At 58.3% G+C, this 23,044-nt stretch carries 24 protein-coding genes; 14 read left to right on the top strand and 10 right to left on the bottom strand.

Annotation, left to right across the window (positions count from 1 at the left end; all coding sequences use genetic code 11):
- The first annotated feature begins 119 nt into the window (after positions 1 to 119).
- Both F7R06_RS14055 and sthA read left to right on the top strand, forming a co-directional pair.
- A complete protein-coding gene (locus F7R06_RS14055) occupies positions 120 to 1,145 on the top strand; it encodes an FAD:protein FMN transferase (protein WP_090318585.1) in 1,026 nt (341 codons plus the stop codon).
- Positions 1,146 to 1,352: 207 nt separating this feature from the next.
- Positions 1,353 to 2,747, top strand: coding sequence for a Si-specific NAD(P)(+) transhydrogenase (gene sthA / locus F7R06_RS14050; RefSeq protein ID WP_007984277.1), 1,395 nt, complete (start codon positions 1,353 to 1,355; stop codon positions 2,745 to 2,747).
- A gap of 42 nt (positions 2,748 to 2,789) precedes the next feature.
- Here sthA and F7R06_RS14045 read toward each other — a convergent pair whose 3' ends face one another.
- Together F7R06_RS14045 and F7R06_RS14040 are read right to left on the bottom strand one after the other, a co-directional pair.
- Positions 2,790 to 3,512, bottom strand: coding sequence for a glycerophosphodiester phosphodiesterase (locus F7R06_RS14045; protein ID WP_090318588.1), 723 nt, complete (start codon positions 3,510 to 3,512; stop codon positions 2,790 to 2,792).
- Positions 3,513 to 3,526: 14 nt separating this feature from the next.
- Positions 3,527 to 4,108, bottom strand: coding sequence for a PilZ domain-containing protein (locus tag F7R06_RS14040; RefSeq protein WP_090318591.1), 582 nt, complete (start codon positions 4,106 to 4,108; stop codon positions 3,527 to 3,529).
- 94 nt (positions 4,109 to 4,202) lie between these two features.
- Between F7R06_RS14040 and F7R06_RS14035 the strand changes: the two genes are divergently transcribed.
- From F7R06_RS14035 to F7R06_RS14025, 3 genes are all read left to right on the top strand, one after another.
- Positions 4,203 to 5,453, top strand: coding sequence for a lipoprotein-releasing ABC transporter permease subunit (locus F7R06_RS14035; protein ID WP_090318594.1), 1,251 nt, complete (start codon positions 4,203 to 4,205; stop codon positions 5,451 to 5,453).
- Between the two features lie 7 nt (positions 5,454 to 5,460).
- Positions 5,461 to 6,144, top strand: a complete 684-nt coding sequence (gene lolD / locus F7R06_RS14030) for a lipoprotein-releasing ABC transporter ATP-binding protein LolD (protein ID WP_174552474.1) — start codon at positions 5,461 to 5,463, stop codon at positions 6,142 to 6,144.
- A 66-nt stretch (positions 6,145 to 6,210) separates the two neighbouring features.
- Positions 6,211 to 7,455, top strand: coding sequence for a lipoprotein-releasing ABC transporter permease subunit (locus F7R06_RS14025; protein ID WP_090318600.1), 1,245 nt, complete (start codon positions 6,211 to 6,213; stop codon positions 7,453 to 7,455).
- A 104-nt stretch (positions 7,456 to 7,559) separates the two neighbouring features.
- On the opposite strand, the gene F7R06_RS14020 is transcribed toward F7R06_RS14025, so the two are convergent.
- Complete coding sequence (locus F7R06_RS14020) at positions 7,560 to 8,909, bottom strand: heavy metal sensor histidine kinase (protein ID WP_090318604.1); 1,350 nt, start codon at positions 8,907 to 8,909, stop codon at positions 7,560 to 7,562.
- On the bottom strand, positions 8,909 to 9,589 hold the full coding sequence (locus tag F7R06_RS14015; protein WP_090318607.1) for a heavy metal response regulator transcription factor: 681 nt from the start codon (positions 9,587 to 9,589) through the stop codon (positions 8,909 to 8,911). Before F7R06_RS14015 ends, F7R06_RS14020 begins: the two co-directional genes overlap by 1 nt.
- A 155-nt stretch (positions 9,590 to 9,744) precedes the next feature.
- On the opposite strand from F7R06_RS14015, the gene copI reads away from it, so the two are divergent.
- Entirely contained in the window at positions 9,745 to 10,281 is a 537-nt protein-coding gene (gene copI, locus F7R06_RS14010) for a copper-resistant cuproprotein CopI (RefSeq protein WP_090318609.1), read from the top strand.
- Between the two features lie 61 nt (positions 10,282 to 10,342).
- Positions 10,343 to 11,173 (top strand): NADPH-dependent 7-cyano-7-deazaguanine reductase QueF, encoded by an 831-nt coding sequence (gene queF, locus F7R06_RS14005; RefSeq protein ID WP_090318612.1) that lies wholly within the window; start codon positions 10,343 to 10,345, stop codon positions 11,171 to 11,173.
- 44 nt (positions 11,174 to 11,217) lie between these two features.
- On the opposite strand, the gene F7R06_RS14000 is transcribed toward queF, so the two are convergent.
- Entirely contained in the window at positions 11,218 to 11,481 is a 264-nt protein-coding gene (locus F7R06_RS14000; protein WP_090318615.1) for a DUF4404 family protein, read from the bottom strand.
- Positions 11,482 to 11,590: 109 nt separating this feature from the next.
- Positions 11,591 to 12,211, bottom strand: a complete 621-nt coding sequence (gene pcrP / locus F7R06_RS13995) for an HAD superfamily inactivated hydrolase PcrP (protein ID WP_090318617.1) — start codon at positions 12,209 to 12,211, stop codon at positions 11,591 to 11,593.
- 201 nt (positions 12,212 to 12,412) lie between these two features.
- On the opposite strand from pcrP, the gene F7R06_RS13990 reads away from it, so the two are divergent.
- The gene (locus tag F7R06_RS13990; RefSeq protein ID WP_090318620.1) at positions 12,413 to 13,102 is read left to right on the top strand and encodes an MlaA family lipoprotein; all 690 of its coding nucleotides are present in this window, start codon (positions 12,413 to 12,415) and stop codon (positions 13,100 to 13,102) included.
- A gap of 62 nt (positions 13,103 to 13,164) precedes the next feature.
- Here the strand turns inward: F7R06_RS13990 and F7R06_RS13985 are convergent, their stop codons facing one another.
- Positions 13,165 to 13,464, bottom strand: a complete 300-nt coding sequence (locus F7R06_RS13985) for a PilZ domain-containing protein (RefSeq protein WP_090318623.1) — start codon at positions 13,462 to 13,464, stop codon at positions 13,165 to 13,167.
- A 275-nt stretch (positions 13,465 to 13,739) separates the two neighbouring features.
- Here F7R06_RS13985 and rssB point away from each other — a divergent pair, with 275 nt between their 5' ends.
- Both rssB and rssC read left to right on the top strand, forming a co-directional pair.
- The gene (gene rssB / locus F7R06_RS13980; protein WP_090318626.1) at positions 13,740 to 14,921 is read left to right on the top strand and encodes a two-component system response regulator RssB; all 1,182 of its coding nucleotides are present in this window, start codon (positions 13,740 to 13,742) and stop codon (positions 14,919 to 14,921) included.
- Entirely contained in the window at positions 14,921 to 15,403 is a 483-nt protein-coding gene (gene rssC / locus F7R06_RS13975; protein ID WP_090318630.1) for an anti-sigma factor antagonist RssC, read from the top strand. The genes rssB and rssC overlap by 1 nt, the downstream gene beginning before the upstream one ends.
- Positions 15,404 to 15,595: 192 nt before the next feature.
- Here the strand turns inward: rssC and tal are convergent, their stop codons facing one another.
- Positions 15,596 to 16,522 (bottom strand): transaldolase, encoded by a 927-nt coding sequence (gene tal, locus F7R06_RS13970; RefSeq protein ID WP_090318632.1) that lies wholly within the window; start codon positions 16,520 to 16,522, stop codon positions 15,596 to 15,598.
- A gap of 178 nt (positions 16,523 to 16,700) precedes the next feature.
- Entirely contained in the window at positions 16,701 to 17,696 is a 996-nt protein-coding gene (dusA, locus tag F7R06_RS13965) for a tRNA dihydrouridine(20/20a) synthase DusA (protein ID WP_090318635.1), read from the bottom strand.
- A gap of 212 nt (positions 17,697 to 17,908) precedes the next feature.
- On the opposite strand from dusA, the gene F7R06_RS31460 reads away from it, so the two are divergent.
- The 4 genes from F7R06_RS31460 (at position 17,909) to F7R06_RS13945 (ending at position 22,036) form a co-directional block, all read left to right on the top strand.
- On the top strand, positions 17,909 to 18,274 hold the full coding sequence (locus F7R06_RS31460) for a sensor histidine kinase (RefSeq protein WP_212613242.1): 366 nt from the start codon (positions 17,909 to 17,911) through the stop codon (positions 18,272 to 18,274).
- A 296-nt stretch (positions 18,275 to 18,570) separates the two neighbouring features.
- Positions 18,571 to 20,130, top strand: coding sequence for a GGDEF domain-containing protein (locus F7R06_RS13955; protein ID WP_090318639.1), 1,560 nt, complete (start codon positions 18,571 to 18,573; stop codon positions 20,128 to 20,130).
- Positions 20,131 to 20,391: 261 nt separating this feature from the next.
- On the top strand, positions 20,392 to 21,582 hold the full coding sequence (locus F7R06_RS13950; protein ID WP_090318642.1) for an MFS transporter: 1,191 nt from the start codon (positions 20,392 to 20,394) through the stop codon (positions 21,580 to 21,582).
- Positions 21,583 to 21,811: 229 nt separating this feature from the next.
- On the top strand, positions 21,812 to 22,036 hold the full coding sequence (locus F7R06_RS13945; protein ID WP_090318644.1) for a hypothetical protein: 225 nt from the start codon (positions 21,812 to 21,814) through the stop codon (positions 22,034 to 22,036).
- Positions 22,037 to 22,202: 166 nt separating this feature from the next.
- Here F7R06_RS13945 and F7R06_RS13940 read toward each other — a convergent pair whose 3' ends face one another.
- Positions 22,203 to 22,967: a transporter substrate-binding domain-containing protein gene (locus tag F7R06_RS13940; RefSeq protein ID WP_425415216.1), complete on the bottom strand. Its 765-nt coding sequence runs from the start codon at positions 22,965 to 22,967 to the stop codon at positions 22,203 to 22,205.
- Between the last annotated feature and the right edge of the window lie 77 nt (positions 22,968 to 23,044).

Here is a 23,044-nt window from a genome sequence, read left to right as displayed (position 1 = left end):
TTTGCCATTACACGGTTCCAATGGCGCACTGGAGCGAATTAAGTGGGACGCACAGCGCAAAAATGTCGGGGCCTGTCGCATAATCGCTGGCCTTGGCGTTGTGCCATGGACTGTCGGAGATGCTGGGTTTGTTGAATGGGCGGCTATGTGGTCTTGTGACTCTGATCGTCATGTTGTCCGCCTGTGGCAACGGCGACTCCATGGAAAGCTTTGGCGGTCCAACCATGGGCAGCACGTATTCGATCAAGTACGTGCGGCGTGCCGGTCTTCCGGCACCGGCAGATGTCCGTGTCGAGGTGGAAAAAATCCTCACTGAAATCGACCGGCAAATGTCGACCTACCGCAGCGATTCGGATATCTCGCGCTTCAATGACTTGCCCGCCAATCGCTGTCAGAAAATGCCCGCGTCCATCCTCAAATTGATCCGCGTGGGTGAACAACTGTCGGAGCAAAGCGAAGGCTCCTACGACCTGACGGTGGAACCGCTGCTCAATCTTTGGGGGTTTGGCCCACAGGGGCGCGAGGAAAAAGTCCCGGCTGAACAGGCATTGGCGCAGGCGCGACAGCGAGTCGGTTATCAGCACCTGCGCATCGAGGGTGATCAGCTGTGCAAGGACGCTGCAGTCGAGGTTGATTTCAACAGCATTGCCGCCGGTTACGCGGTCGATACGATCGCTGCAAGACTCGAAGCGCTGGGCATCCACGACTACCTGGCCGAAGCCACTGGCGAACTCAAGGCCGCGGGCAAGAAGCTTGACGGTTCGCCGTGGTACATCGCCCTGGAAGAACCGCGCGATGATCAACAGGTGGCCGAGCGTATCGTCGCCGTCGACGGTTTAGGCTTGTCCACCTCCGGCGACTACCGAAATTATTTCGAGCAGGATGGCCGGCGCTATTCCCACACCTTCGATGCCCGCGCCGGTGCGCCGATCACACACGCCCTGGCCTCCGTCACGGTGATTCATCCTTCTGCGTTGATGGCCGATGGCTTATCGACGCTGTTGCTCATTCTTGGTCCGGAGCGCGGTTGGGATTACGCGGAAAAACACGATATCGGCGCATTTTTTGTGATTCGTGCCGATACAGGTTTCGTCACACGCACCAGTCACGCTTTTGAGCGCGTCACGGGCGGGAAAACCAAATGATCACGGCGTTTCAAGCGCCGAAGACTGGCTTTGTAGTGCAGGCAAAACTAGCCTACGACGCGACCAAGGGTTAATGTGCGCGGCGTTGACGCTTCTATAGACTGTGTCCGGGTTCTGCACTGGCCCCAAATTGTTCCTTCATGCCACAGATTGGCGTGATTTAGCCGCAGGTGCCGATGGCGCCACGGCCTGTTCTGAGGAGTACGCATGGCTGTCTACAACTACGACGTGGTGGTGTTGGGTTCCGGCCCGGCGGGGGAAGGCGCGGCAATGAACGCCGCCAAAGCAGGGCGCAAGGTGGCGATGGTCGATAGCCGTCGCCAGGTCGGCGGCAACTGCACTCACTTGGGCACCATCCCGTCCAAGGCACTGCGTCACTCGGTCCGGCAGATCATGCAGTTCAACACCAACCCGATGTTCCGGGCCATTGGTGAGCCGCGTTGGTTCTCGTTCCCGGACGTGCTGAAAAGCGCCGAAAAAGTCATCTCCAAACAAGTCGCCTCGCGCACCGGCTACTACGCCCGCAACCGTGTCGACGTGTTCTTCGGCACCGGCAGCTTCGCCGACGAGCAAACCATCGAAGTGGTCTGCGCCAACGGCGTGGTCGAAAAACTGGTGGCCAAGCACATCATCATTGCCACCGGCTCGCGTCCGTATCGCCCGGCCGACATCGATTTCCATCACCCGCGTATCTACGATAGCGACACCATCCTCAGCCTCGGCCACACCCCGCGCAAACTGATCGTTTACGGCGCCGGCGTGATCGGTTGCGAATACGCATCGATTTTCAGTGGTCTGGGTGTACTGGTCGAGCTGGTGGATAACCGTGGTCAGTTGCTGAGCTTCCTCGACTCGGAAATTTCCCAGGCGTTGAGCTACCACTTCAGCAACAACAACATCACGGTCCGCCACAACGAAGACTACGACCGCGTCGAAGGCGTGGACAACGGCGTGATCCTGCATCTGAAGTCCGGCAAGAAAATCAAGGCCGACGCCTTGCTCTGGTGCAACGGCCGTACCGGCAACACCGATCAGCTCGGTCTGGAAAACATCGGCGTCAAGGTCAACAGCCGTGGCCAGATCGAAGTCGACGAGGCGTACCGCACCTGCGTGCCGAACATCTACGGCGCCGGTGACGTGATCGGCTGGCCGAGCCTGGCCAGTGCCGCCCACGACCAGGGCCGTTCGGCCGCTGGCAGCATCGTCGACAACGGCAGCTGGCGCTTCGTCAACGACGTACCGACCGGGATCTACACCATTCCGGAGATCAGTTCGATCGGCAAGAACGAGCAAGAGCTGACCCAGGCCAAGGTGCCGTACGAAGTGGGCAAGGCGTTCTTCAAAAGCATGGCGCGTGCGCAGATCGCCGGCGAGCCGCAAGGCATGCTGAAGATCCTGTTCCACCGCGAAACCCTGGAAGTGCTGGGCGTGCACTGCTTCGGTTATCAGGCGTCGGAGATCGTGCACATCGGTCAGGCGATCATGAACCAGCCGGGTGAACTCAATACCCTGAAGTATTTCGTCAACACCACGTTCAACTACCCGACCATGGCCGAAGCCTATCGGGTAGCGGCGTACGACGGCCTCAACCGGCTTTTTTGAGCGGCTCCGGCCGGTGGCCTGAGCCGGCCGGGGAGACCGATTTCAGCAATTCTCGAGCGTGGCGATGGCCAAACCGGGAAAGTCTGTAATCAGGCTGTCAACGCCGAAGTCAGCGAGTCTGCGCATCAGCGCGGGCTCGTTGACGGTCCACACCGACACATGCAGGCCCTGACGCTGTGCCTTTTCCAGGCGCTCCGGCGTGCACAGGGTCCAGTTCAGCGCCAGAATCTCGCAGCCATAGCTTGCCGCGACCTTAAGCGGGTCCAGCCAGGCGTACTCGGCCACCAGTCCGCGGGATACGTCCGGCACCAGGTCCAGCGCCGCTTTCAGCACTTCCCGTGAACTGGAAGTGATCGTCACCTTGTCCATCAGGCCATGCCGTTGCGCCATTTCCCGAATCGCCAGCACGGTGGTCGCGGCGCGGGTGCGCGAGGCGCTTTTGACTTCCAGTTGCCAGTGATCGAAATCGCATTGCTCGAACAGCGAATCCAGGGTCGGAATCGGGCACGGCTTGATCCAGCCGGGGCCGCCCTTGCGCGCGTCGTAGGTCACCAGCTCCGCGGCCGTGTGCTCGACCACCTTGCCACGCCGGTCGGTGGTGCGCTTGAGGGTCGGGTCGTGGATGACCATCAGTTCGCCGTCCATGGACAGGTGCAGGTCCAGTTCGCAGCGACGCACGCCGTGCTTGAGACATTCCTGAAAGCTGGTCAGGGTGTTTTCCGGTGCTTCGCCCTTGGCGCCGCGATGGCCGTAAATGAGGGTCACGGTTCTTCCTTAAATTAATTGCCTGATTCGAGTTGTTCGCGGGCCAGGCGTCGTTCCTGGGCCTGCTTTTGCAAGATGTAGCGTGCCAGCAGTTGCCGCTGCGCGTCGGTCGGGTGTTCGAATTCGGTGCCGACGTCGTAGCCGTCGCCCTTGCGGTCGCAATGGGTGACGCGGGCGCGCAGCAACAGACCGAGGGCTTGCGGCATCAGCACCAGTTTGACCGACAGGTGCGCCCCGGGATCAATGGGCGTGGGATGCTGGAAGTCGATGCCGCCTTCGGAGATGATCACTGGCTGCGGTTCGCCGATCTGCCCCAGCACGGTGATGGCGATCACCTGGCTCAGCAAATCGATGCGTTTGTTCTGGGATTTCAGGAACGCCGAGAGGTTGCGGTCACGCTCGCTGATCTGGCGCAACAGGTGCTGTGACTCGAATTCGCTCAGGTGCAGTTCGCTGAGCACGTTGAAGAGTGGGGAAGCATCTTGCAACACTTCCTGGCCTGCGGCTTCGGGAGCGGACAGGGGCCGAATTTCCAGTGCGATCGTGTCCTCGATACGGTAGTATTCGCGGCGATCTTCTTCATCTAATGTCGACATGGCGAACCCATGGTAGCGGCGGTGGTCTGAGTGTAAAGCTGGTTATCGACCCCCGCCACAAGGACGTTCCTTTTCCCTCCGAACAAGCCCCGACATGTTCAGACCTCTCTTCGTATTTATCGGCACGCGTTATACCCGTGCAAAGCGTCGCAATCATTTTGTGTCATTCATTTCCCTGACCTCGATGATCGGGCTCGCCCTTGGCGTGGTCGTGATGATCGTGGTGCTGTCGGTCATGAACGGCTTCGATCATGAGATGCGCACCCGCGTGCTGGGCATGGTGCCCCACGCGACCATCGAGTCCGGCGAGCCGATCAGCGATTGGCAAAGCCTCGCCACCAAGGTCCGGCAGAACCCGCAGGTGACGGCCGTTGCGCCGTTCACCCAGATGCAGGGATTGCTGACCAACAACGGCAAGGTCTCGAAAGTCCTGCTCAATGCCATTGACCCGGCGCAAGAACGCCAGGTGTCGATCATTGATAACTTCATGCAGCAGGGCAAACTCGATGACCTGGTGCCCGGTGAGTTCGGCATCGTCATCGGCGACAAGGCGGCGGCCAAGCTCGGCGCGGCGATCGGCGACAAGCTGACCTTCGTGGCGCCGGAAGTCACCGTGACCCCCGCCGGGATGTTCCCACGCATGAAGCGTTTCACCGTGGTCGGCATTTTCCATGTCGGCGCCGGCGAGCTCGACGGTTACCTGGGCATCACAAACCTGCAGGACCTGGCGCGGTTGCATCGCTGGAAGCCGGACCAGGTCCAGGGCCTGCGCCTGAAGTTCGACGACCTGTTCCAGGCGCCGCGCACGGCATGGAGCATCGCCCGCGAACTCGGCGAAGATCGCTACTACGCTCGCGACTGGACCCGCACCCACGGCAACCTGTATCAGGCGATTCGCATGGAAAAAGCCATGATCGGCCTGCTGTTGCTGCTGATCGTCGCCGTGGCCGCGTTCAACATCATTTCCACGCTGGTGATGGTGGTGAACGACAAGAAGGGTGACATCGCGATTCTGCGTACCCTCGGCGCCACGCCCGGCACGATCATGCGCACGTTCATGGTGCAGGGCACGGTGATTGGCGTGGTCGGCACGGCCATCGGCGCCGTGGTCGGGATCTTCGCCGCGCTGAATGTCAGCGCCGCGATTTCGGCGCTGGAAGGCCTGATCGGGCACAAGTTCCTCAACGCCGACGTGTACTTCATCGATTACCTGCCGTCGCAGGTGCAGAGCCAGGATGTAGTGATGGTCTGCGCCGCCGCGTTGGTCCTGAGTTTCCTCGCCACCCTGTATCCAGCCTGGCGTGCCGCGCGCACCCAGCCTGCGGAGGCGCTACGTTATGAGTGAGTCGGGCATGAGTGATAAAGCAATCTTGAGCTGCCGCAACCTGGGCAAATCCTACGAGGAAGGCCCGGAGTCGGTTGAGGTGCTGGCCGGGCTGCAGCTGGAGCTGCATCCGGGCGAGCGCGTGGCGATTGTCGGCAAATCGGGTTCGGGCAAAAGTACTTTGCTCAATTTGCTGGGCGGCCTCGATACGCCAACTCAGGGCAGTGTCTGGCTCGACGGCGAAGAACTCTCGGCGCTGAGCGAGAAGAAGCGTGGCTTGCTGCGTAACCGCGCGCTCGGCTTCGTGTACCAGTTCCACCACTTGCTGCCTGAATTCACCGCGCTGGAAAACGTCTGCATGCCGCTGCTGATCGGCAAGACTGCGATCCCGGAGGCGCGCAAGCGTGCAACGGCGTTGCTGGAGCGGGTGGGGCTGGGTCATCGCCTGGAGCACAAGCCGGCCGAGTTGTCCGGTGGTGAACGCCAGCGTGTGGCCATCGCCCGCGCCCTGGTGAACAACCCGGGCCTGGTGATGCTCGACGAGCCGACCGGCAACCTCGATTCGCACACCGCCGAAGGGATTCAGGATTTGATGCTGGAACTCAGCACCTCGATGCGCACGGCGTTCCTGGTGGTGACCCACGACATGAACCTGGCCCGCCAGATGGATCGCGTCCTGCAATTGCAGGAAGGCTGTCTGACGCCTATCTGATTGGCTGAAACCCGGCGGGACTGAAAAGCACGTCGGGTCTATTATTTTTATACGGTGCCCCAGCGAATGTTCAGACCGTTATCGATCTTTATCGGCACGCGCTATACCCGCGCCAAGCGCCGCAATCGCTTTGTTTCCTTCATCTCGATGACCTCGATGATCGGCCTCGCCCTGGGCGTGCTGGCGATGATCGTGGTGTTGTCGGTGATGAACGGTTTCCAGCGCGAAATGAGCTCGCGCATCCTCGGCATGGTGCCGCACGCCACCATCGTCGGTGTAAACCCTATCGATGATTGGCAACCCGTGGCCGCTGCTGCGATGAAAAACCCCGAAGTCACGGCCGCCGTACCGTTCACCGAGATGGAAGGCATGCTGTCCTACAAGGGCACGATGCAGCCGATCCAGGTCAGCGGCGTTGATCCGGCGCTGGAAGGCCAGGTGTCGATCGTCGCCAAGCACATCGTTCAGGGAAGCCTCGAAGCCTTGAAACCGGGTGAGTTCGGCGTGGTGATCGGCGAAATCACCGCGCGGCGCTTCCGTTTGAACGTGGGCGACAAGATCACCCTGATCGTGCCGGAGGTGAGCAATGCACCGGGTGGCATCACGCCGCGCATGCAGCGTTTGAACGTGGTCGGTGTGTTCAAGGTAGGCGCCGAGCTCGACGGCACGATGGCATTGATCCACATGGCCGATGCCGCGCAAATGCAGCATTGGGCGCCGAATCAGGTACAGAGCGTGCGCCTGGCGGTGAAGGATCTGTACGCCGCGCCACAGGTGTCGAGCGACATCGCCACGGGGCTGGGCACGGCCTACAAGGCTGACGACTGGACCCACACCCAGGGCAGCCTGTTCAGCGCGATGAAGATGGAAAAAACCATGATCGGCCTGTTGTTGCTGATGATCGTCGCGGTGGCGGCGTTCAACATCATCGCCACCCTGATCATGGTGGTGAACGACAAGGGCGCAGACATCGCGATCCTGCGTACCATCGGCGCCACGCCGCGTCAGATCATGGCGATCTTCATGGTGCAGGGCACGGTGATTGGAATTGTCGGCACCCTGATCGGTGGCGTACTCGGCGTGATCGCCGCGTTGAACGTCAGTGAAATGGTGGGCTGGATCGAGCGGGTCAGCGGACAGCACATCTTCAGTTCCGACGTGTACTTCGTCAGCAACCTGCCGTCCGAGCTGCAGGGCGGGGATGTGCTGTTGATCTGCTCGGCGGGGTTCGTTCTGAGCTTCCTGGCAACGGTTTACCCGGCGTGGCGTGCGGCGAAGATCGAGCCGGCTCACGCTCTACGCTATTCGTAAGCGCTGATACCGCTTTCGCCGGCAAGCCGGCTCCTACAGTGTTGCGGGCAACGCAGAACCCTGTAGGAGCGAGCTTGCTCGCGATGAGGCCGGACCTGCTGGCCTCAATCTCCCTTCGGCAACTCGATCACAAACCGCGTCCAGCCGTTTTCCGATTCGCAATGAATCTTCCCGCCATGGGCGCGGACAATCGACTCGGTGATCGCCAATCCCAATCCCGCATGTTCACTGCTTCCTTCATGGCGCGCCGGATCGGCCCGATAGAAGCGATCGAACAGGCGCGGCAACAAATCTTCGGAAATCTGGGCTCCACTGTTTTCCACCGTCAGTTTCAAGCCTTTGGGTTGATCGACAATCTGCACCCGAACGTCACCACCGGCCGGGGTAAACCGCAGCGCATTGTCCAGCAAGTTGGACAGCGCCCGGCGCAACATGCTGCGATCGCCCTCCAGGTGTCCGCCACCGACTCGGCTTAACGTCACCCGGGCGTCCTCGGCCAGCGGTGCGAAAAACTCCAGCAACATATCGACTTCTTGTGCCAGCTCCAGCGGTTCGCGCTTGGGCATCAACAATCCGTGGTCGGCTTTCGCCAGGTACAACATGTCGTTGACCAATTGCGCCATCCATTGCAGTTCTTCAAGGTTGCTGTGCAGCGCTTCGCGGTAGTCCTCGATGGGGCGAGGGCGGGTGAGGGTGACTTGGGTGTGGGTCAGCAGGTTCGACAGTGGCGTGCGCAGTTCATGGGCGATGTCGGCGGAGAACGCCGAAAGCCGTTGAAAGGAGTCGTCGAGGCGTCCGAGCATGGCGTTGAAGCTGTGGGCCATTTCCGCCAGTTCTGGCGGCATGCGCTCTTCCGGCAGGCGGGCGTTGAGGGAGTGCGCTGAAACACCGCTGGCTATCGCGCTCATGCGTCGCAGCGGCCGCAACCCGCTGCGTGCTGCCCAGGCGCCGAGCAGGGCAGTGGCCAGGGCCGACAGGCCGACGGTCAGCCAGATCAAGTGCTGCATGCGCTGCAGGAAGTGCTGGTGATGGGTGATGTCCAGCAGCAGGGTCAATTGCGGCGAATCGGGCTTGCCTTCAAACAAGGGCGCGTTCAGCACGCGGTAGTCGGTGCCGTCATCGTTGACGGTCGACAAACCCGGTTGGTGCGGAAGCTGATCGGGCAGACTTGCCGAACTGTCATACCAGCGCCGACCGTCGCTGCCGGTGATGCGCAGTGAGAGATCGGCCTGGCGGCTCAATTCATCGGCCAGTTTGATTTCGCTTTCACGCGACTGAATGTCTTGCAGCGCCCGCCGCAGGCCAATCAGCTTGCCGTCGAGCAATTGCTGATCGAGCTCAACAAAGTGCGCCTCGCTGGCACGGCTGAACAGCACCCCGGCGAACAGCGATACCACCGCCGTGCACGCCGCGAACAATAGTGCCAGGCGACTGCTCAGTGAAAGACGCGGCATCAGGCTGGACGCTCTTCGAGCACGTAACCCATGCCGCGTACGGTGTGGATCAGTTTGTTGGGGAAGTCATCGTCGATTTTCAGGCGCAGGCGGCGGATAGCGACTTCGATGACGTTGGTGTCACTGTCGAAATTCATATCCCAGACCTGGGAGGCGATCAGTGATTTGGGCAGCACTTCGCCCTGGCGGCGCAGGAGCATTTCCAGTAAGGCGAACTCCTTGGCGGTCAGGTCGATGCGCTGTCCTCCGCGTTCGACCCGACGGCGGATCAGGTCCAGGCGCAGGTCGGCCAGTTGCAGGCTGGTTTCCTGAGGTGTCGCGCTGCCACGACGCAACAAGCTACGAACCCGGGCGAGCAGTTCGGAAAAGGCGAAGGGCTTGACCAGGTAGTCATCGGCGCCGAGTTCGAGGCCGTGAACCCGGTCTTCCACAGCATCCCGTGCGGTCAGAAACAAAACCGGCGTATCCAGGCCGGCATTGCGTACGGCCTGGAGAATTTGCCAGCCATCGCGACCGGGCAGCATCACATCGAGAATCAGCAGCGCGTAGTCGCCGCTCAACGCCATCTGCTGGCCGGTGCTGCCATCGGCCACCAGTTCGGTGTTGAAGCCGGCCTCGCTCAGGCCCTGGCGCAAGTAGTGGCCGGTTTTCGGTTGGTCTTCGACGATCAGCAGTTTCATGGGCGACTCGGGCTAAATGGAACGACAGCTTTATACCGTGGGTGGCGACGCGGCAGGCCAAGCTGACAAAGTTGTAATCTGGCTGTCAGGTTGTGGGCAGCGGTAGCAGTCTAGAGTTTTCCACAGGCTGAACCTTATCTTGTTGGAGTACGACCATGTTTTTGCGCAAATCTGTGGCATTGGCCGCTTGTGTGTTGGCGCTGAGCTCACCGGTGTGGGCGTCGCCGGCGATTACTTATGACTTTGGCCAACCGGCTCCGGCATCCAAGGCGACCCGCAGCGTCGAGGTGGTGATGGGCGATATGTCGTTTACTCCCAAGGCCATCGATATCAAGGCCGGGGAGACCATTCGCTTTGTCCTGGTGAATAAAGGTCAATTGCTGCACGAGTTCAACCTCGGTGACGCGGCGATGCATGCCAAACACCAGCAGGAAATGTTGCAAATGCAACAAAGCGGCATGCTGTCGCCTACAGGCATGATGGGCATGGATCACGGGGCGATGGCTGGGATGGATCACTCTTCCCAAGGGCATGCCATGAAGCACGACGACCCCAACAGTGTACTGGTAGAGCCGGGTAAGACCGCCGAGCTGACCTGGACCTTCAGCAAAGCCGCCAACCTGGAATTTGCCTGCAACGTCCCCGGCCATTACCAGGCCGGCATGGTAGGCAAATTGACAGTCAGTCAGTAAGCACTCAAAGGCGGGAGCAAAGGCTGATAGAATCCGCTGATTCTTCAGTCAGGTTTCCGCCATGCATCCCGCAGCCGAACACTCGCCGCTGGGCAAATCCAGCGAATACATCGCCACTTACACGCCGTCCTTGCTGTTCCCGATTCCGCGTACCGCGAAGTGGGCCGAGCTGGGTTTGACAGCTGAAACCCTGCCGTACAAGGGCGTGGACTTCTGGAACTGCTTTGAACTGTCGTGGCTGTTGCCGTCCGGCAAGCCGGTCGTGGCCATCGCTGAGTTCAGCATTCCGGCAGATTCGCCGAACATCATCGAGTCGAAGTCGTTCAAGCTGTACCTCAATTCCCTGAACCAGACCCCGTTCGCCAATACCGCGAGCCTTGAGGCGACGCTGGTCAAAGACCTGTCCGCCGCAGCCGGCAAACCGGTCGGCGTGCGTATTCGCAGCCTGAAAGATGTCGAGGCCGAAGGTGTCGTGGCGTTGCCCGGTGTGTGTATCGATGAGCTGGATATCAGTGTCAGCAACTACGAGCATCCGCGTCCGGAACTGCTGCGTTGCGACGAGACCCGTATAGTCGAAGAGAGCGTGCACAGTCATTTGCTCAAGTCCAATTGTCCAGTCACCAGTCAGCCGGACTGGGGCAGCGTGGCGGTGGAGTACCGTGGCGCGGCACTGGATCATGCGAGCTTGCTGGAGTACATCGTCAGCTTCCGTCAGCACTCGGACTTCCACGAACAATGCGTCGAGCGCATCTTCCTTGACCTGCAGCGCTTGCTGAAGCCGGAGAAGTTGACGGTTTATGCGCGTTACGTTCGTCGTGGCGGACTGGATATCAATCCGTATCGCAGTACTGAAGAGGTGCAACTGCCGAACCATCGTCTGGTTCGTCAATGAAGGTCTGATGTGGGAGCGAGCTTGCTCGCTCCCACAAGGTTTTTTCAGATCCCCATGTTACCCAGGGCTTGCGCAATGTTGCGCAGGGTGCCGGCCAGGGTCGGGTGTTCGAGTTCGAAGCGTTCCACCGCCAGATTGACGCCGTCGGCGAGGTTGACATCCTTGGTCTTGGTCTCGAGTTCAAGTTCAAGCTGGATCTGTTGCATCAGCGCGTGCAGGTCTTCGCGCTCGGCTTCTGTCAGCGGAGGATTCTGTTCCAATTGCTCGCGCAGGGCATTGAGCTGTTCTTGCAGTTCGCGGGCAGGCATGGCGTTCTTCCTTTTATCGATAGGCACTGGCATAGACCGCGAGGGCGCGCCAAAGGTCTATGGCTGACTTTTAGATTAATCCACTTGCGCCTAACCTGCATGATCTCGATCAGGGCTTTTCGCCTTTGAGCCGGCGCAGGCTGATATCGGCCAGGCAGGTGTCGAGCTCGCCCAAGTGATCAATCACCGAATGCACGCCCAGGGCGAAGAGCTGCATTGTGGCCTTGCCGCGTTTGAGGTCCCGTTCCTGAGGTGTCAACGCCTGCCATTCGGTGGGTGACATGCCGCAAAGCGACCCGCAAGACGCCAGGCCAATCGTCCACAAGCCGGCATTGAGCCCCGCTTGCAGCAAGCGCGGTTCACCGCTGACCAGCACGCAGCCATCCAGCCTTTCGACGTTCAGCGCCATCAACGCTTGCCAGCAGGCATGCGGCGCCGGCCAAGGATTGATTGTTGCGGGGTGTTGCGAAGGTTTGATCCATTTCGGCAGGGCGGCGGCCAGAGGATGGCTGAGGGCGGAGGGCAATTCATCGAGCCAGGCGCAGGGAATTTGCAGATGCTGCAAGCTGCGCAGGCTCTCCAGGGCGCCGGGCGTGGCCTCGGCGTGCTCGGCCGCATGACCGCCGTTCAGGCGCGCACGGGCGCCGAAATCCACCAGGCAGCCACTGAGGCCGAACAGCACGGCGGTGAGGCTTGGCGCAGGTTGAGGCGAGGTTTCAGCGTGCGGCATGTCAACGTCCCTGAAATAGCCTCGAGGCTAGGCGACGACGGTGACAGTTGAGTGACATGGATGTGAATGGCTCACAATCGATGCGAAATCATCTGCGGTCCGACTGGCTCGATGCTGCCTAAAGCAGCCTTTCCATCTTATACTAACGCTCTTTGCGCCGGGCCAATGCGCCCGGTGACCGTACCATCCAAGGAGTTTTCTATGCGCTGGAGCAATCATCTCGCTCAGCTTTGTGTATGCGCCAGCGCGTTGCTGGTACCGTTCGTTGCCCAGGCAGCTTCGGAAGACGACCCTTGGGAAAGCATCAACCGTCCGATCTACAAATTCAACGATGTGCTCGATACCTACGCGCTGAAGCCTTTGGCCAAGGGCTACCAGTATGTGACGCCGCAGTTTGTCGAAGACGGCATTCATAACTTCTTCCAGAACATCGGTGATGTGCGCAACCTGGCCAACGACCTGTTGCAAGCCAAGCCGGCCGCCGCCGGTGTCGACACGGCACGGCTGATTTTCAACACCACCTTCGGCGTGTTGGGTTTCATCGATGTCGGCACCAAGATGGGCTTGCATCGCAATGATGAAGACTTCGGCCAGACGCTCGGTTATTGGGGCGTAAGCAGTGGTCCTTACGTGATGCTGCCCTTCTTCGGTCCAAGCACCTTGCGTGATGCGCCATCGAAATTCATCGACACCTACACCGGCGCTTACCGCTATGTGAACGACGTGCCGGTGCGTAACTCGTTCTACGCGCTGGATGTCACTGACACCCGTGCCAACCTGCTGTCGAGCGAGAAGTTGATCACTGGCGACAAATACATCTTCATCCGTAACGCGTACTTGCAGAACCGCGAATTCAAGGTCAAAGACGGTCACGTCGAAGATGATTTTTAAATCCTGACCGATAAAACAAAAAAAGCGGCCCGTTTCGGCCGCTTTTTTTGTCTGGAGAGCCGTTACTTCATCTTTAAGATAGTAAGCCCGAGTTTCTGGCTTCCAGCGTCCTGTTCCTTCACCCACACCACTTCGGTATCGGCTTCGAGCCCCTTCAGCGCGGCGTGGTCGGATTCGATACGCACACTGAGTCGGTCTCCCACCTTGAAGGAACGCGGTGCCTGTAGCTGCATGCCGCTGCTGGAAAGGTCGATGCAGACGGCTGGCACCTCATCTCCCTCATGAATCAGCGACACATCGGCATCGACCCGCATGCGGATGTAATCGCGCTTTTCGCTGTAGTCTCGACGGGTTTGACTCATGGGCTTGATCCTTCCATTGGGTTACGGTTTTGACGGTTTTTATAACTCCCGGTGATTTGACAAGTGTAGACGTCAAGCGACCATCGGCGTGAGCTTGAAACGCCTCGCGGATGGGAGTACCGTCTGCGCCTTAGAAGGGCACCTCTGGTGTACATGTGTGTAGGGCGAATGCTCGAAAACTGTGCGACAGAGAGGCTAGAAAGCGAATCCAGTAGTTTGAGCCGGGCCAAAACCCGAGCCGCTACGCCAACCTAATTCTGGCGCCGTTTGCCCACATGCCAAAAACCAGTGCCACGCTGCTGATAATCGATGATGACGAAGTAGTGCGCGCGAGCCTCGCCGCCTATTTGGAAGACAGTGGTTTCAGCGTCTTGCAGGCCAGCAATGGCCAGCAGGGTCTTCAGGTATTCGAGCAAGACAAGCCCGACTTGGTCATCTGCGATCTGCGCATGCCGCAGATGGGCGGGCTCGAACTCATCCGCCAAGTGACCGAGCTGGCGCCGCAAACACCGGTGATCGTGGTGTCGGGTGCCGGTGTGATGAACGACGCGGTCGAAGCGTTGCGCCTGGGCGCAGCGGACTACCTGATCAAGCCTCTCGAAGATCTGGCTGTGCTCGAGCACTCTGTGCGTCGGGCCCTGGATCGTGCGCGCCTGCTGCTGGAAAACCAGCGCTACCGCGAGAAGCTGGAAAAGGCCAACCGTGAGCTCGCCGCCAGCCTGAACCTGCTCCAAGAAGACCAGAACGCCGGTCGCCAGGTGCAGATGAACATGCTGCCGGTCAGCCCCTGGACCATCGACGAGTTCAAGTTTGCTCACCAGATCATCCCGTCGCTGTACCTGTCGGGTGATTTCGTTGACTATTTCCGCGTCGACGAGCGCCGGGTGGCGTTCTACCTGGCGGACGTTTCCGGGCATGGCGCCTCTTCGGCCTTCGTCACCGTGCTGTTGAAGTTCATGACCACGCGCCTGCTGTTCGAGTCCAAGCGCAGCGGTACATTGCCGGAATTCAAGCCTTCAGAGGTTCTTGGTCATATCAACCGGGGCCTGATCAGTTGTAAGCTGGGCAAACACGTCACAATGGTCGGTGGAGTCATCGACGAGGAGACAGGTTTGTTGACCTATAGCATCGGTGGTCATTTGCCGTTGCCAGTGTTGTACACACCCGACAGTGTTCGTTATCTGGAAGGACGTGGCCTGCCGGTGGGCCTCTTCAACGAAGCCACCTACGAAGACCACGTGCTGGAACTGCCGCCGACCTTCAGCTTGACGCTGATGTCTGATGGCATTCTGGACCTTTTGCCAGAACCCACACTCAAAGAAAAAGAAGCTGCGTTGCCCCAACGGGTCAAGGCGGCGGGCGGCAGCCTGGATGGTCTGCGGCAGGTTTTTGGATTGGCCACGCTAGGGGAGATGCCGGATGATATCGCCCTGTTGGTGTTGAGCAGGAATCTTTAATGAGTACCGGTAGAATCCAGTTCGCCGAGCAGGACGGCACCTTCGTCCTCAAGTTCGTCGGTGAAGTTCGCCTGACCCTGTGTTCGGCGTTGGATGCGACTATTGATCGGATCTTCACGGCGTTGAATTTCAACACCATCGTGATCGACCTGACTGAAACCCGCAGCATCGACAGCACCACCCTTGGCCTTCTGGCCAAGCTGTCGATTCTCTCGCGGCAAAAGGTCGGCCTGCTGCCGACCGTCGTCACCACCCACGAAGACATCACCCGTCTGCTGCAGTCCATGGGCTTCGAGCAAGTGTTCAACATCGTTGACCAGCCCGTGCCATGCCCGGAGTGCCTGGACGACCTGCCTGATCAGGATCAGTCCGAAGAAGTGGTGCGAATCAAAGTGCTTGAAGCGCACAAGATCCTCATGGGGCTCAACGACCATAACCGTGAAGCGTTCCATGACCTGGTGAATGCGCTGGAGCGGCATTGAACCCTTGACCGGCAGCTGCCAGTAAGGGCGCCAATCGCCTGTGTTGATCAGATCAAACTCCCGTAGGCTCTGGCTTGCCAGCGAAGGCTTCCGCTCAGTCACTGCATAACTGGCGCGAAGCCAACCCAGCCAGACAGGCACAAAAAAGGGCGAACCCAGCGGTTCGCCCTTTTTTACGTGCGCTGAACTAGATCACAGCTTGGCTTGCAGCAACGCCTCGAGTTTTTCCTGATCGCGGGCGAACTGACGAATACCCTCAGCCAGTTTCTCGGTCGCCATCGCATCTTCGTTGGACAACCAGCGGAACTGCGCTTCATTCAGGCTCAAGCGTGCTTCACCGGCATGCCCCGGCGCCAGCTTGCGCTCCAGCTTGCCGCTATCCGCCGCCAGCTTGTCGATCAGGTCCGGGCTGATGGTCAGGCGGTCGCAACCGGCCAGTTGTTCGATCTGGCCCAGGTTACGGAAGCTCGCGCCCATCACGACGGTTTTGTAGTCGTTGGCCTTGTAGTAGTTGTAGATACGCGTCACCGACTGCACGCCCGGATCGTCCGCGCCGATGTAGTCGTTGCCATTGGCTTTCTTGTACCAGTCGTAGATACGGCCCACGAACGGCGAAATCAGGAACACCCCGGCGTCAGCGCAAGCGGCTGCCTGGGCGAAGGAGAACAGCAGGGTCAGGTTGGTCTGGATGCCTTCCTTCTCCAGGATCTCCGCCGCGCGGATGCCTTCCCAGGTGGAGGCGATCTTGATCAGCACGCGGTCGCGGCCGATGCCGGCTTTTTCGTACAGCTCGATCAGACGGTGCGCACGCTTCAATACGGCGTCAGTGTCGAACGACAGGCGCGCATCCACTTCAGTGGAAATTCGCCCCGGAATCACTTTCAGAATTTCTTGCCCCACCGCAACGCCAAACCGGTCGCTGGCCAGGCCGACATCGCCCTTGCAGTCGTTGACGCAAGCATTCAGCAATTCGGCGTAAGCAGGAATCGCCGCCGCTTTGAGCAGCAGGGAAGGGTTGGTGGTGGCGTCTACCGGTTTAACCCGAGCGATTGCTTCGAAGTCGCCGGTGTCGGCAACGACGGTGGTCATTTGTTTGAGTTGTTCCAGCTTGGAAGTCATGGGCGTGCTCTGTCCTATGGGTCTGATGACATTACCCGAGCGCTGACAGCCACTCAAGGGCGCGTACGTGTATCGACGGCCCCGGTGGCAACAACCTGAAAACGGCTGTTTGAAAGGCGGGGCGCGGTATCGGTAAATACGATGCCAAAACAGACCACAGGTTCAAAGCAACCGACCGTCAGCGCCCTTCAAGCAACGCTGCCGCCTGATCAAGCAACGCCAGCGGGTCTTTGGCCTTGTGGATATCCACCGACAGCAATTGCCGGAATTTGCGCGCCCCCGGAAACCCGGTGCCCAGGCCCAGCACATGGCGGGTGATGTGGTGCATCGAACCGCCGGCATCAATGTGCGCAGCGATATACGGCCGCAATTGCGCCAGCGCTTCGGCGCGAGTGATCACCGGAGCCGTACTGCCGAACAACTGCTGGTCCACCTCGGCCATCAGATACGGGTTGTGATACGCCTCACGACCCAGCATCACACCGTCGAATGTCTGCAAATGCTCGTGACAGGCTTCCAGTGACTTGATCCCGCCGTTGAGAATGATCTCCAGCTCCGGAAAATCCGCCTTCAACCGCGCCGCCACGTCATAACGCAGGGGCGGAATGTCGCGGTTCTCCTTCGGCGACAACCCCTCCAGAATCGCAATCCGCGCATGCACGGTAAAACTGGTGCACCCGGCATCCCGAACCGTCCCCACGAAATCGCACAACTCCTCGTAACTGTCCCGTCCATTGATACCGATGCGATGCTTCACCGTCACCGGAATCGACACCGCATCCCGCATCGCCTTCACACAATCCGCCACCAACTGCGGATGCCCCATCAGGCACGCACCGATCATGTTGTTCTGCACCCGATCACTCGGGCAGCCGACATTCAGGTTCACCTCGTCGTAGCCATGGTCCTGGGCCATGCGGGCACAGGCGGCCAGATCCAGCGGAACGCTGCCGCCGAGTTGCAACGCGAGTGGATGCTCGGCTTCGTTATGGCGCAGGAAACGCTCGTGATCACCATTGAGCAGAGCACCGGTAGTGACCATTTCGGTGTAGAGCAGGGCGTTTTTTGAGAGTAGGCGCAGGAAGAAACGGCAGTGGCGGTCGGTCCAATCCATCATCGGGGCGACGGAAAAACGGCGGGAGAGCGGTGCAAGTATGGCGTTGGTTACGGACATTGGGGATCTGGAATCGGTGAGGCTGGGAGGTGGGGAGTTTAACAGGATTGGGCTAATCACTGAGATTCACGTTTGGGTTGATGCCACTGTGCCTTGCGTACTTCCAGGGTGTTGATGCGATTTAGTGAATGTGCAACTGGTAAATCAGACTCAGGATCAGTTGCTGGGTGATCCAGGCTTGATCCATCGTGCACTGACAAACACGCTGGCCAATGCGCTGCGTAACCTCCGCCTCTGCAGTGACGATCATTAACAGGATTTCGGAGCACCGACTCGAAATCACCTTGCACAACCACGGCGAACCGAATGCAGCAGAGCATCGGCCGCGATTGTTTGAGTGCTTTTACCGGTGCGTCCTGTCACAACCGACGGACGCTAATGGTTCGGGATTGGCCATTGTTCGCACATTCATGCAATTGCATGGCGGTCGTGTAAGCATTGATACCACTGAAGCAGGTACGCGTTTTCACTTGGAGTTTCCCCTTATAAACGCCTGGACACGAACCAAAGGAATTGCACCTGACACAGCGAATGCTGGCAAATTGCCCTACAATGAGTTTTGTTGCACTGGTGACTAGGTAGGAAGCATGCAAATGGGGCTCGAATCGTTTTCTTTCGGGCACATGCGAAAAGGGAGACGCAGTGTTGAGCATGAATCCGATAGCCTGCTACGCCAGTTTTGGGAAGGTAACCTTGGCCAACATCATTTTTGAATCGCAAGTTTGCGCATCGGATTTGACCCCCAGGGAGTTGTTTTGAATAGTCAGCGACCTTCAAATCCGCATCTCATCGATCGTTCGACACCTATTTCGTTTGGCTTCGACGGTGGTTGCCAGGGCACGGTTCTTCCAATGCGCCTTGGAAAGTTAAAGTGATGTTTACTAAACGGCGCAGCTCCCTGTTAGGGTTCATTATCCTGGCTGTCGGTTTGGTTGGTTTTTCTGCGCTGTTATTGCTGAAGTCAGAGACTCAACGCAGAGAAAAGCGTTTCTCGGAATACGTGCAGAATATTTCCGGCATCGTCCGCAACCAGCTGGATACTAATGAGGCTGTGTTGGCCGGTTTCTCGGCATTTCTGCAGGCTGTCGATCAAAGCGATACGGAGGCGGCGGCCCGTTACGCCGCAGCCGTTTTATCCGCTTATCCCCATATTTACATGCTTGAGGCGGCGAGGGCGGTACCCATCGCCGAACAGGCTGCGTTTGAAGATCTGCTGCGCCGAACTTGGCGGCCAGACTTTGAACTCAAGGACTTTCCGAGCCTCACTCATCAACCCGCGCAGCATCAGGTCTATCTCAACGAGACTTGGCCAGTGTTATTCATGTACCCGTTACTCCCTGAATCCAGCTCGATTTATGGCGTCAGGCTGGAAACCGTCGCCTATCTCTCCTATGCACTGGCTCGAACCCACAATAATCAGAAGCCTGTCGTATCACCTGTTTTCTCAATGTATGAGGGGGGTGACGCTTACATTCTGATGCAGTCAGTCAATCGGCCTGAACAGGCGCGAGAGAACACCCGCCCCAATTTCTTTGGCAGCACGATGGTGTCTTTGCTTTTGATCAAGACGAGTTCGCTACAGGATGCTGTGAATTATGCGAACGTAGATCCACTGGTTCACGTCAGTGCTGTCCTGAAAACTGCTGCAGGATCTGAAAGCAATGTCCTTTCAACGGAGATCAAGCAAGCCGGTATCCTCGATCGCCTTCTCTTGCCCGCTCTGGCTGATCGAGTAGAGATCAGGAGTGTTTCACAGCCAATGACCTTGTTGTTTGAGCGTCAGTTGCGTTTAGGGGATATTCTGACCGCGGAAACACTGATCATTCTTGCTGTTCTCGCCGGGGCATTCGTATTGATGCCGGTGGTGTTGATTCGGCATTTCAGATCGATCGAAAGAGCAGAGGTCGAACACGAACGCTCCGCGTATCTTGCAACCCATGACGTGCTCACCCAACTGCCAAATCGCTACCTTTTCGCCGATCGTTTTGATCGGGCCCTCTCAAACTGGACATTGAGTGGGACTGCATTTGCCGTTCTGTTGATCGATCTGGATCATTTCAAGGAAATTAACGATAAGTATGGTCATGAGGTAGGTGACCAGGTTCTCAAAGCAGTCGCGAATCGCATGCTTCAGGTCACTCGTTCTTGTGACACCGTCGCGCGTTACGGTGGAGATGAATTCGTGATTCTGATCACCGATCTTGTCGTCCCGGAGAGTGCTGAGCAGAACGCTGAGAGGGTGCTGGAAGCCATTGCGCAGACAGTAGCGACAAGCGCAGGAGAGTTATCGCTGTCGTGCAGTATTGGAGTCTCTCTGTGTCCTGACCATGGTCAGAGTCTGGGATCATTGCTGAAAGCAGCGGATCAGGCCATGTATGGCGTTAAACAACTGGGGCGCAAAGGAGTTGCGATGACTGAGTTCCCAGAAGCTTGAGATGTTTACAAACGCGATTTCTACCCATACACCGCCAGTCACATAGTCAAGGCTAACGAAGCATTGCTTGGAAATATCCTGAACACGCCGTTGGCTGCGATGCGACGATAGCTTTCGTGATATCTACACTCGCAGCATGCCCCCTAAACAAACCGGGCGCCGTCAAGGCGTCCGTTTTTGTTTGCGAAGTTGCGCTATTAACTCAGAAGCGCTTTGTCTTTCGCAGTCTTTCTTTTATGCCGATGAGTAAAGGAAGAACATATGAGTCGCGAACGTCCAACCACCAAAGCTGAGCGAATTCGCATTCCGCGCACGATCTGGGCATTGGGCTTTGTCAGCCTGTTCATGGATCTGTCTTCTGAACTGGTACACAGCTTACTCCCCGTATTTTTGGTCACGACATTGGGTGCGAGTGCATTGACCGTCGGGGTGATCGAGGGGGTTGCCGAGTCAACCGCAATGCTCGTCAAGATATTCTCTGGCGCTATCAGCGACTTTATGGGGCGGCGCAAAGGGTTGCTGTTGCTTGGATATGGTCTGGCTGCTTTAAGCAAACCCCTTTTTCCTCTGGCTCACTCGGTTGAAGTGGTCTTCATCGCACGCTTCCTGGATCGCATTGGCAAAGGCATTCGTGGTGCGCCGCGGGATGCCTTGATCGCAGATGTTTCGCCGCCTGAGATTCGCGGGGCCTGTTTTGGTTTGCGCCAATCGATGGACACCGTCGGGGCTGTTCTCGGCCCCGCTCTGGCGATCTTGCTGATGCTATGGCTTGTCGATTTACAGCGAGCACTGTGGTTTGCCGTGATCCCCGCAACGATAGCGGTGGCTCTCATAGTCGCAGGCGTAAAAGAACCCACATATGTGCCCGGTGAACACCCATTCCGTTCTCCAATTCGTTGGGGAGTGCTTCACGACTTTTCTGCCGGGTATTGGTGGGTCGTCATTATTGGTGGGGTGTTTACACTTGCCCGTTTCAGCGAGGCGTTCCTGGTATTGCGTGCGCAGCAGACAGGTCTATCGGTGACCTGGATTCCACTGGTGATGGTGGTCATGGCGATTTTCTATGCGTTTTCCGCTTACCCTGCTGGCTGGCTATCTGATCGTATGAGCCGCACGAAGCTGCTTTGCATGGGGATGGTGTTACTCGTGCTGGCGGATGTGGTGCTTGCTCAGTCCGGCTCTGTCATCACGATGATGCTGGGCGTTGCGTTGTGGGGACTTCATATGGGCTTCAGCCAAGGCATTCTTGCCTCGCTGGTAGCTGATAACGCCCCCGGACAACTGAAGGGCACCGCATTTGGCATTTTCAATCTGGTGAGTGGCGCATGCATGCTGATTGCCAGTGTTCTGGCCGGTGGGCTATGGCAAAGCATTGGATCAGCCAGCACGTTCCTCATGGGGGCATTGCTTGCCTCAACAGCACTGCTCTTGCTGTTACTTAAGAAACAATGATTACTCAGGCTATTCTAAGCAATGAACCGTCCCGGGTTTTCCAGACGCTCTCAAGCTCGCTGTGTAGCGCGTTTCAAACTCTTAAAGAGTGCCTCTTTTTATAGAAAATACGCCGCACCTGAACCAACGCTGTAACCAACAAAAGTTTCATGATTCTCGGCACGCCACCGGCCTAGGATGAACGGACAAGATCAAGCCAACGCTTAACCACCCCACAGGAACCAGAAAAATGATCTCAAACCTCTTCAAAGTCTCGCTCATCGCCGGTGCTTTGCTGTTGAGCGCCTGTTCGGGTGTGACGACGTCTCATGAAAACTATTCGGCCGAATCCGTGCCGTCCGCTGGCTTTGGTCCGGGGCCTACCAATAGCAACCCCAACAAGATGAGCTTTCATGGCAATGCACTGAGCAATAGCTTTGGCGAGTACAGCTCGGGTTTGCTGCACGACGACTGAGTTTGATCATGTGCTGACCCGTCAGGGTTTGGAATGTGTTGGACCTCTGTAGAAGCCTGCGGCTGTCAATTGCGTGGGCGATCGATATCGTTGTTGACGGTTAAATCGCCTTCGCCGGCAAGCCGGCTCCTACAGTTGGTTTTTTTTCCGTGGCAGGTATGACGCTTTACTTCGCGTCAGGCACCGCCAGCCACTGCCGCAGAATCTTCTGATAATTGCCTGTCGCCTTGGCCAGGTGCAGCCACTGATCGACGTATAGCTTCCAGGTCATGTCGTCTCGGGGTAGCAGGTAGGCTTTTTCGCCGTATTGCATGTATTGCGTCGGGTTGACCGCGCACAGTCCTGGTTTGAGTTTCTGCTGGTACAGCGCTTCCGAGGCGTCGGTGATCATCACGTCAGCCTTCTTGTCCAGCAGTTCCTGGAAAATGCTCACGTTGTCGTGCAGTTGCAGTTGCGCCTTGGGAAGTAGGGCGTGAGCAAAGGCTTCGTTGGTGCCGCCCGCAGGTTCGACCAGGCGCACCGAGGGTTGGTTGATCTGCTCGAGGGTCTGGTACAGGGCCTGATCTTCGCAACGCACCAGCGGGATTTTGCCGTCGACGTCCAGCATGGTGCTGAAGAAAGCCTTCTTCTGCCGCTCGAGAGTGACCGAGATGCCACCCATGGCGATGTCGCATTTACCGGCGAGCATGTCCGGCATCAGGGTTTTCCAGGTGGTGGGCACCCACTCGACCTTGACGCCAAGGCTGTCGGCCAGGGTGCGGGCCATGGCGATGTCGATCCCGGCGTATTCGCCGTCTTCGCCTTTGGAGGTATAGGGTTTGTAGTCGCCCGTCGTGCAGACGCGCAGTTGGCCTTGCTGGATGACGCTGTCCAGATGTGAGGTGCCTTCCGCCGACGCACCAAGGGGGAGAGCGAGCAGGCCGCTGAGCATCATCGCGCTTTGCAGGATTTTCATTTTTTGGGCTTTTGTGAGGGTTTGAAGAGGCCTGAGTGTAGCGAATCGGTTTC

The organism is Pseudomonas moorei, assembly GCF_008801475.1.
In the GTDB taxonomy this organism is placed as follows: domain Bacteria; phylum Pseudomonadota; class Gammaproteobacteria; order Pseudomonadales; family Pseudomonadaceae; genus Aquipseudomonas; species Aquipseudomonas moorei.
The sequence above is the reverse complement of the archived record's forward strand: the minus strand, read 5'-3'. Positions and strand labels throughout refer to the sequence as shown.

What these genes read in the sequence shown, in the direction of transcription:
- F7R06_RS14015 (WP_090318607.1), bottom strand. Translation starts at nt 9,589, where the DNA reads ATGAAACTGCTGATCGTCGAAGACCAACCGAAAACCGGCCACTACTTG.
- rssC (WP_090318630.1), top strand. Translation starts at nt 14,921, where the DNA reads ATGAGTACCGGTAGAATCCAGTTCGCCGAGCAGGACGGCACCTTCGTC.
- rssB (WP_090318626.1), top strand. Translation starts at nt 13,740, where the DNA reads ATGCCAAAAACCAGTGCCACGCTGCTGATAATCGATGATGACGAAGTA.
- tal (WP_090318632.1), bottom strand. Translation starts at nt 16,522, where the DNA reads ATGACTTCCAAGCTGGAACAACTCAAACAAATGACCACCGTCGTTGCC.
- queF (WP_090318612.1), top strand. Translation starts at nt 10,343, where the DNA reads ATGCATCCCGCAGCCGAACACTCGCCGCTGGGCAAATCCAGCGAATAC.
- F7R06_RS13950 (WP_090318642.1), top strand. Translation starts at nt 20,392, where the DNA reads ATGAGTCGCGAACGTCCAACCACCAAAGCTGAGCGAATTCGCATTCCG.
- F7R06_RS13945 (WP_090318644.1), top strand. Translation starts at nt 21,812, where the DNA reads ATGATCTCAAACCTCTTCAAAGTCTCGCTCATCGCCGGTGCTTTGCTG.
- F7R06_RS13940 (WP_425415216.1), bottom strand. Translation starts at nt 22,967, where the DNA reads ATGCTCAGCGGCCTGCTCGCTCTCCCCCTTGGTGCGTCGGCGGAAGGC.
- pcrP (WP_090318617.1), bottom strand. Translation starts at nt 12,211, where the DNA reads ATGCCGCACGCTGAAACCTCGCCTCAACCTGCGCCAAGCCTCACCGCC.
- F7R06_RS14055 (WP_090318585.1), top strand. Translation starts at nt 120, where the DNA reads ATGCTGGGTTTGTTGAATGGGCGGCTATGTGGTCTTGTGACTCTGATC.
- F7R06_RS13985 (WP_090318623.1), bottom strand. Translation starts at nt 13,464, where the DNA reads ATGAGTCAAACCCGTCGAGACTACAGCGAAAAGCGCGATTACATCCGC.
- sthA (WP_007984277.1), top strand. Translation starts at nt 1,353, where the DNA reads ATGGCTGTCTACAACTACGACGTGGTGGTGTTGGGTTCCGGCCCGGCG.
- F7R06_RS14040 (WP_090318591.1), bottom strand. Translation starts at nt 4,108, where the DNA reads ATGTCGACATTAGATGAAGAAGATCGCCGCGAATACTACCGTATCGAG.
- copI (WP_090318609.1), top strand. Translation starts at nt 9,745, where the DNA reads ATGTTTTTGCGCAAATCTGTGGCATTGGCCGCTTGTGTGTTGGCGCTG.
- F7R06_RS31460 (WP_212613242.1), top strand. Translation starts at nt 17,909, where the DNA reads ATGCGCTGCGTAACCTCCGCCTCTGCAGTGACGATCATTAACAGGATT.
- F7R06_RS14020 (WP_090318604.1), bottom strand. Translation starts at nt 8,909, where the DNA reads ATGCCGCGTCTTTCACTGAGCAGTCGCCTGGCACTATTGTTCGCGGCG.
- F7R06_RS14025 (WP_090318600.1), top strand. Translation starts at nt 6,211, where the DNA reads ATGTTCAGACCGTTATCGATCTTTATCGGCACGCGCTATACCCGCGCC.
- dusA (WP_090318635.1), bottom strand. Translation starts at nt 17,696, where the DNA reads ATGTCCGTAACCAACGCCATACTTGCACCGCTCTCCCGCCGTTTTTCC.
- lolD (WP_174552474.1), top strand. Translation starts at nt 5,461, where the DNA reads ATGAGTGATAAAGCAATCTTGAGCTGCCGCAACCTGGGCAAATCCTAC.
- F7R06_RS14000 (WP_090318615.1), bottom strand. Translation starts at nt 11,481, where the DNA reads ATGCCTGCCCGCGAACTGCAAGAACAGCTCAATGCCCTGCGCGAGCAA.
- F7R06_RS13955 (WP_090318639.1), top strand. Translation starts at nt 18,571, where the DNA reads ATGTTTACTAAACGGCGCAGCTCCCTGTTAGGGTTCATTATCCTGGCT.
- F7R06_RS14035 (WP_090318594.1), top strand. Translation starts at nt 4,203, where the DNA reads ATGTTCAGACCTCTCTTCGTATTTATCGGCACGCGTTATACCCGTGCA.
- F7R06_RS13990 (WP_090318620.1), top strand. Translation starts at nt 12,413, where the DNA reads ATGCGCTGGAGCAATCATCTCGCTCAGCTTTGTGTATGCGCCAGCGCG.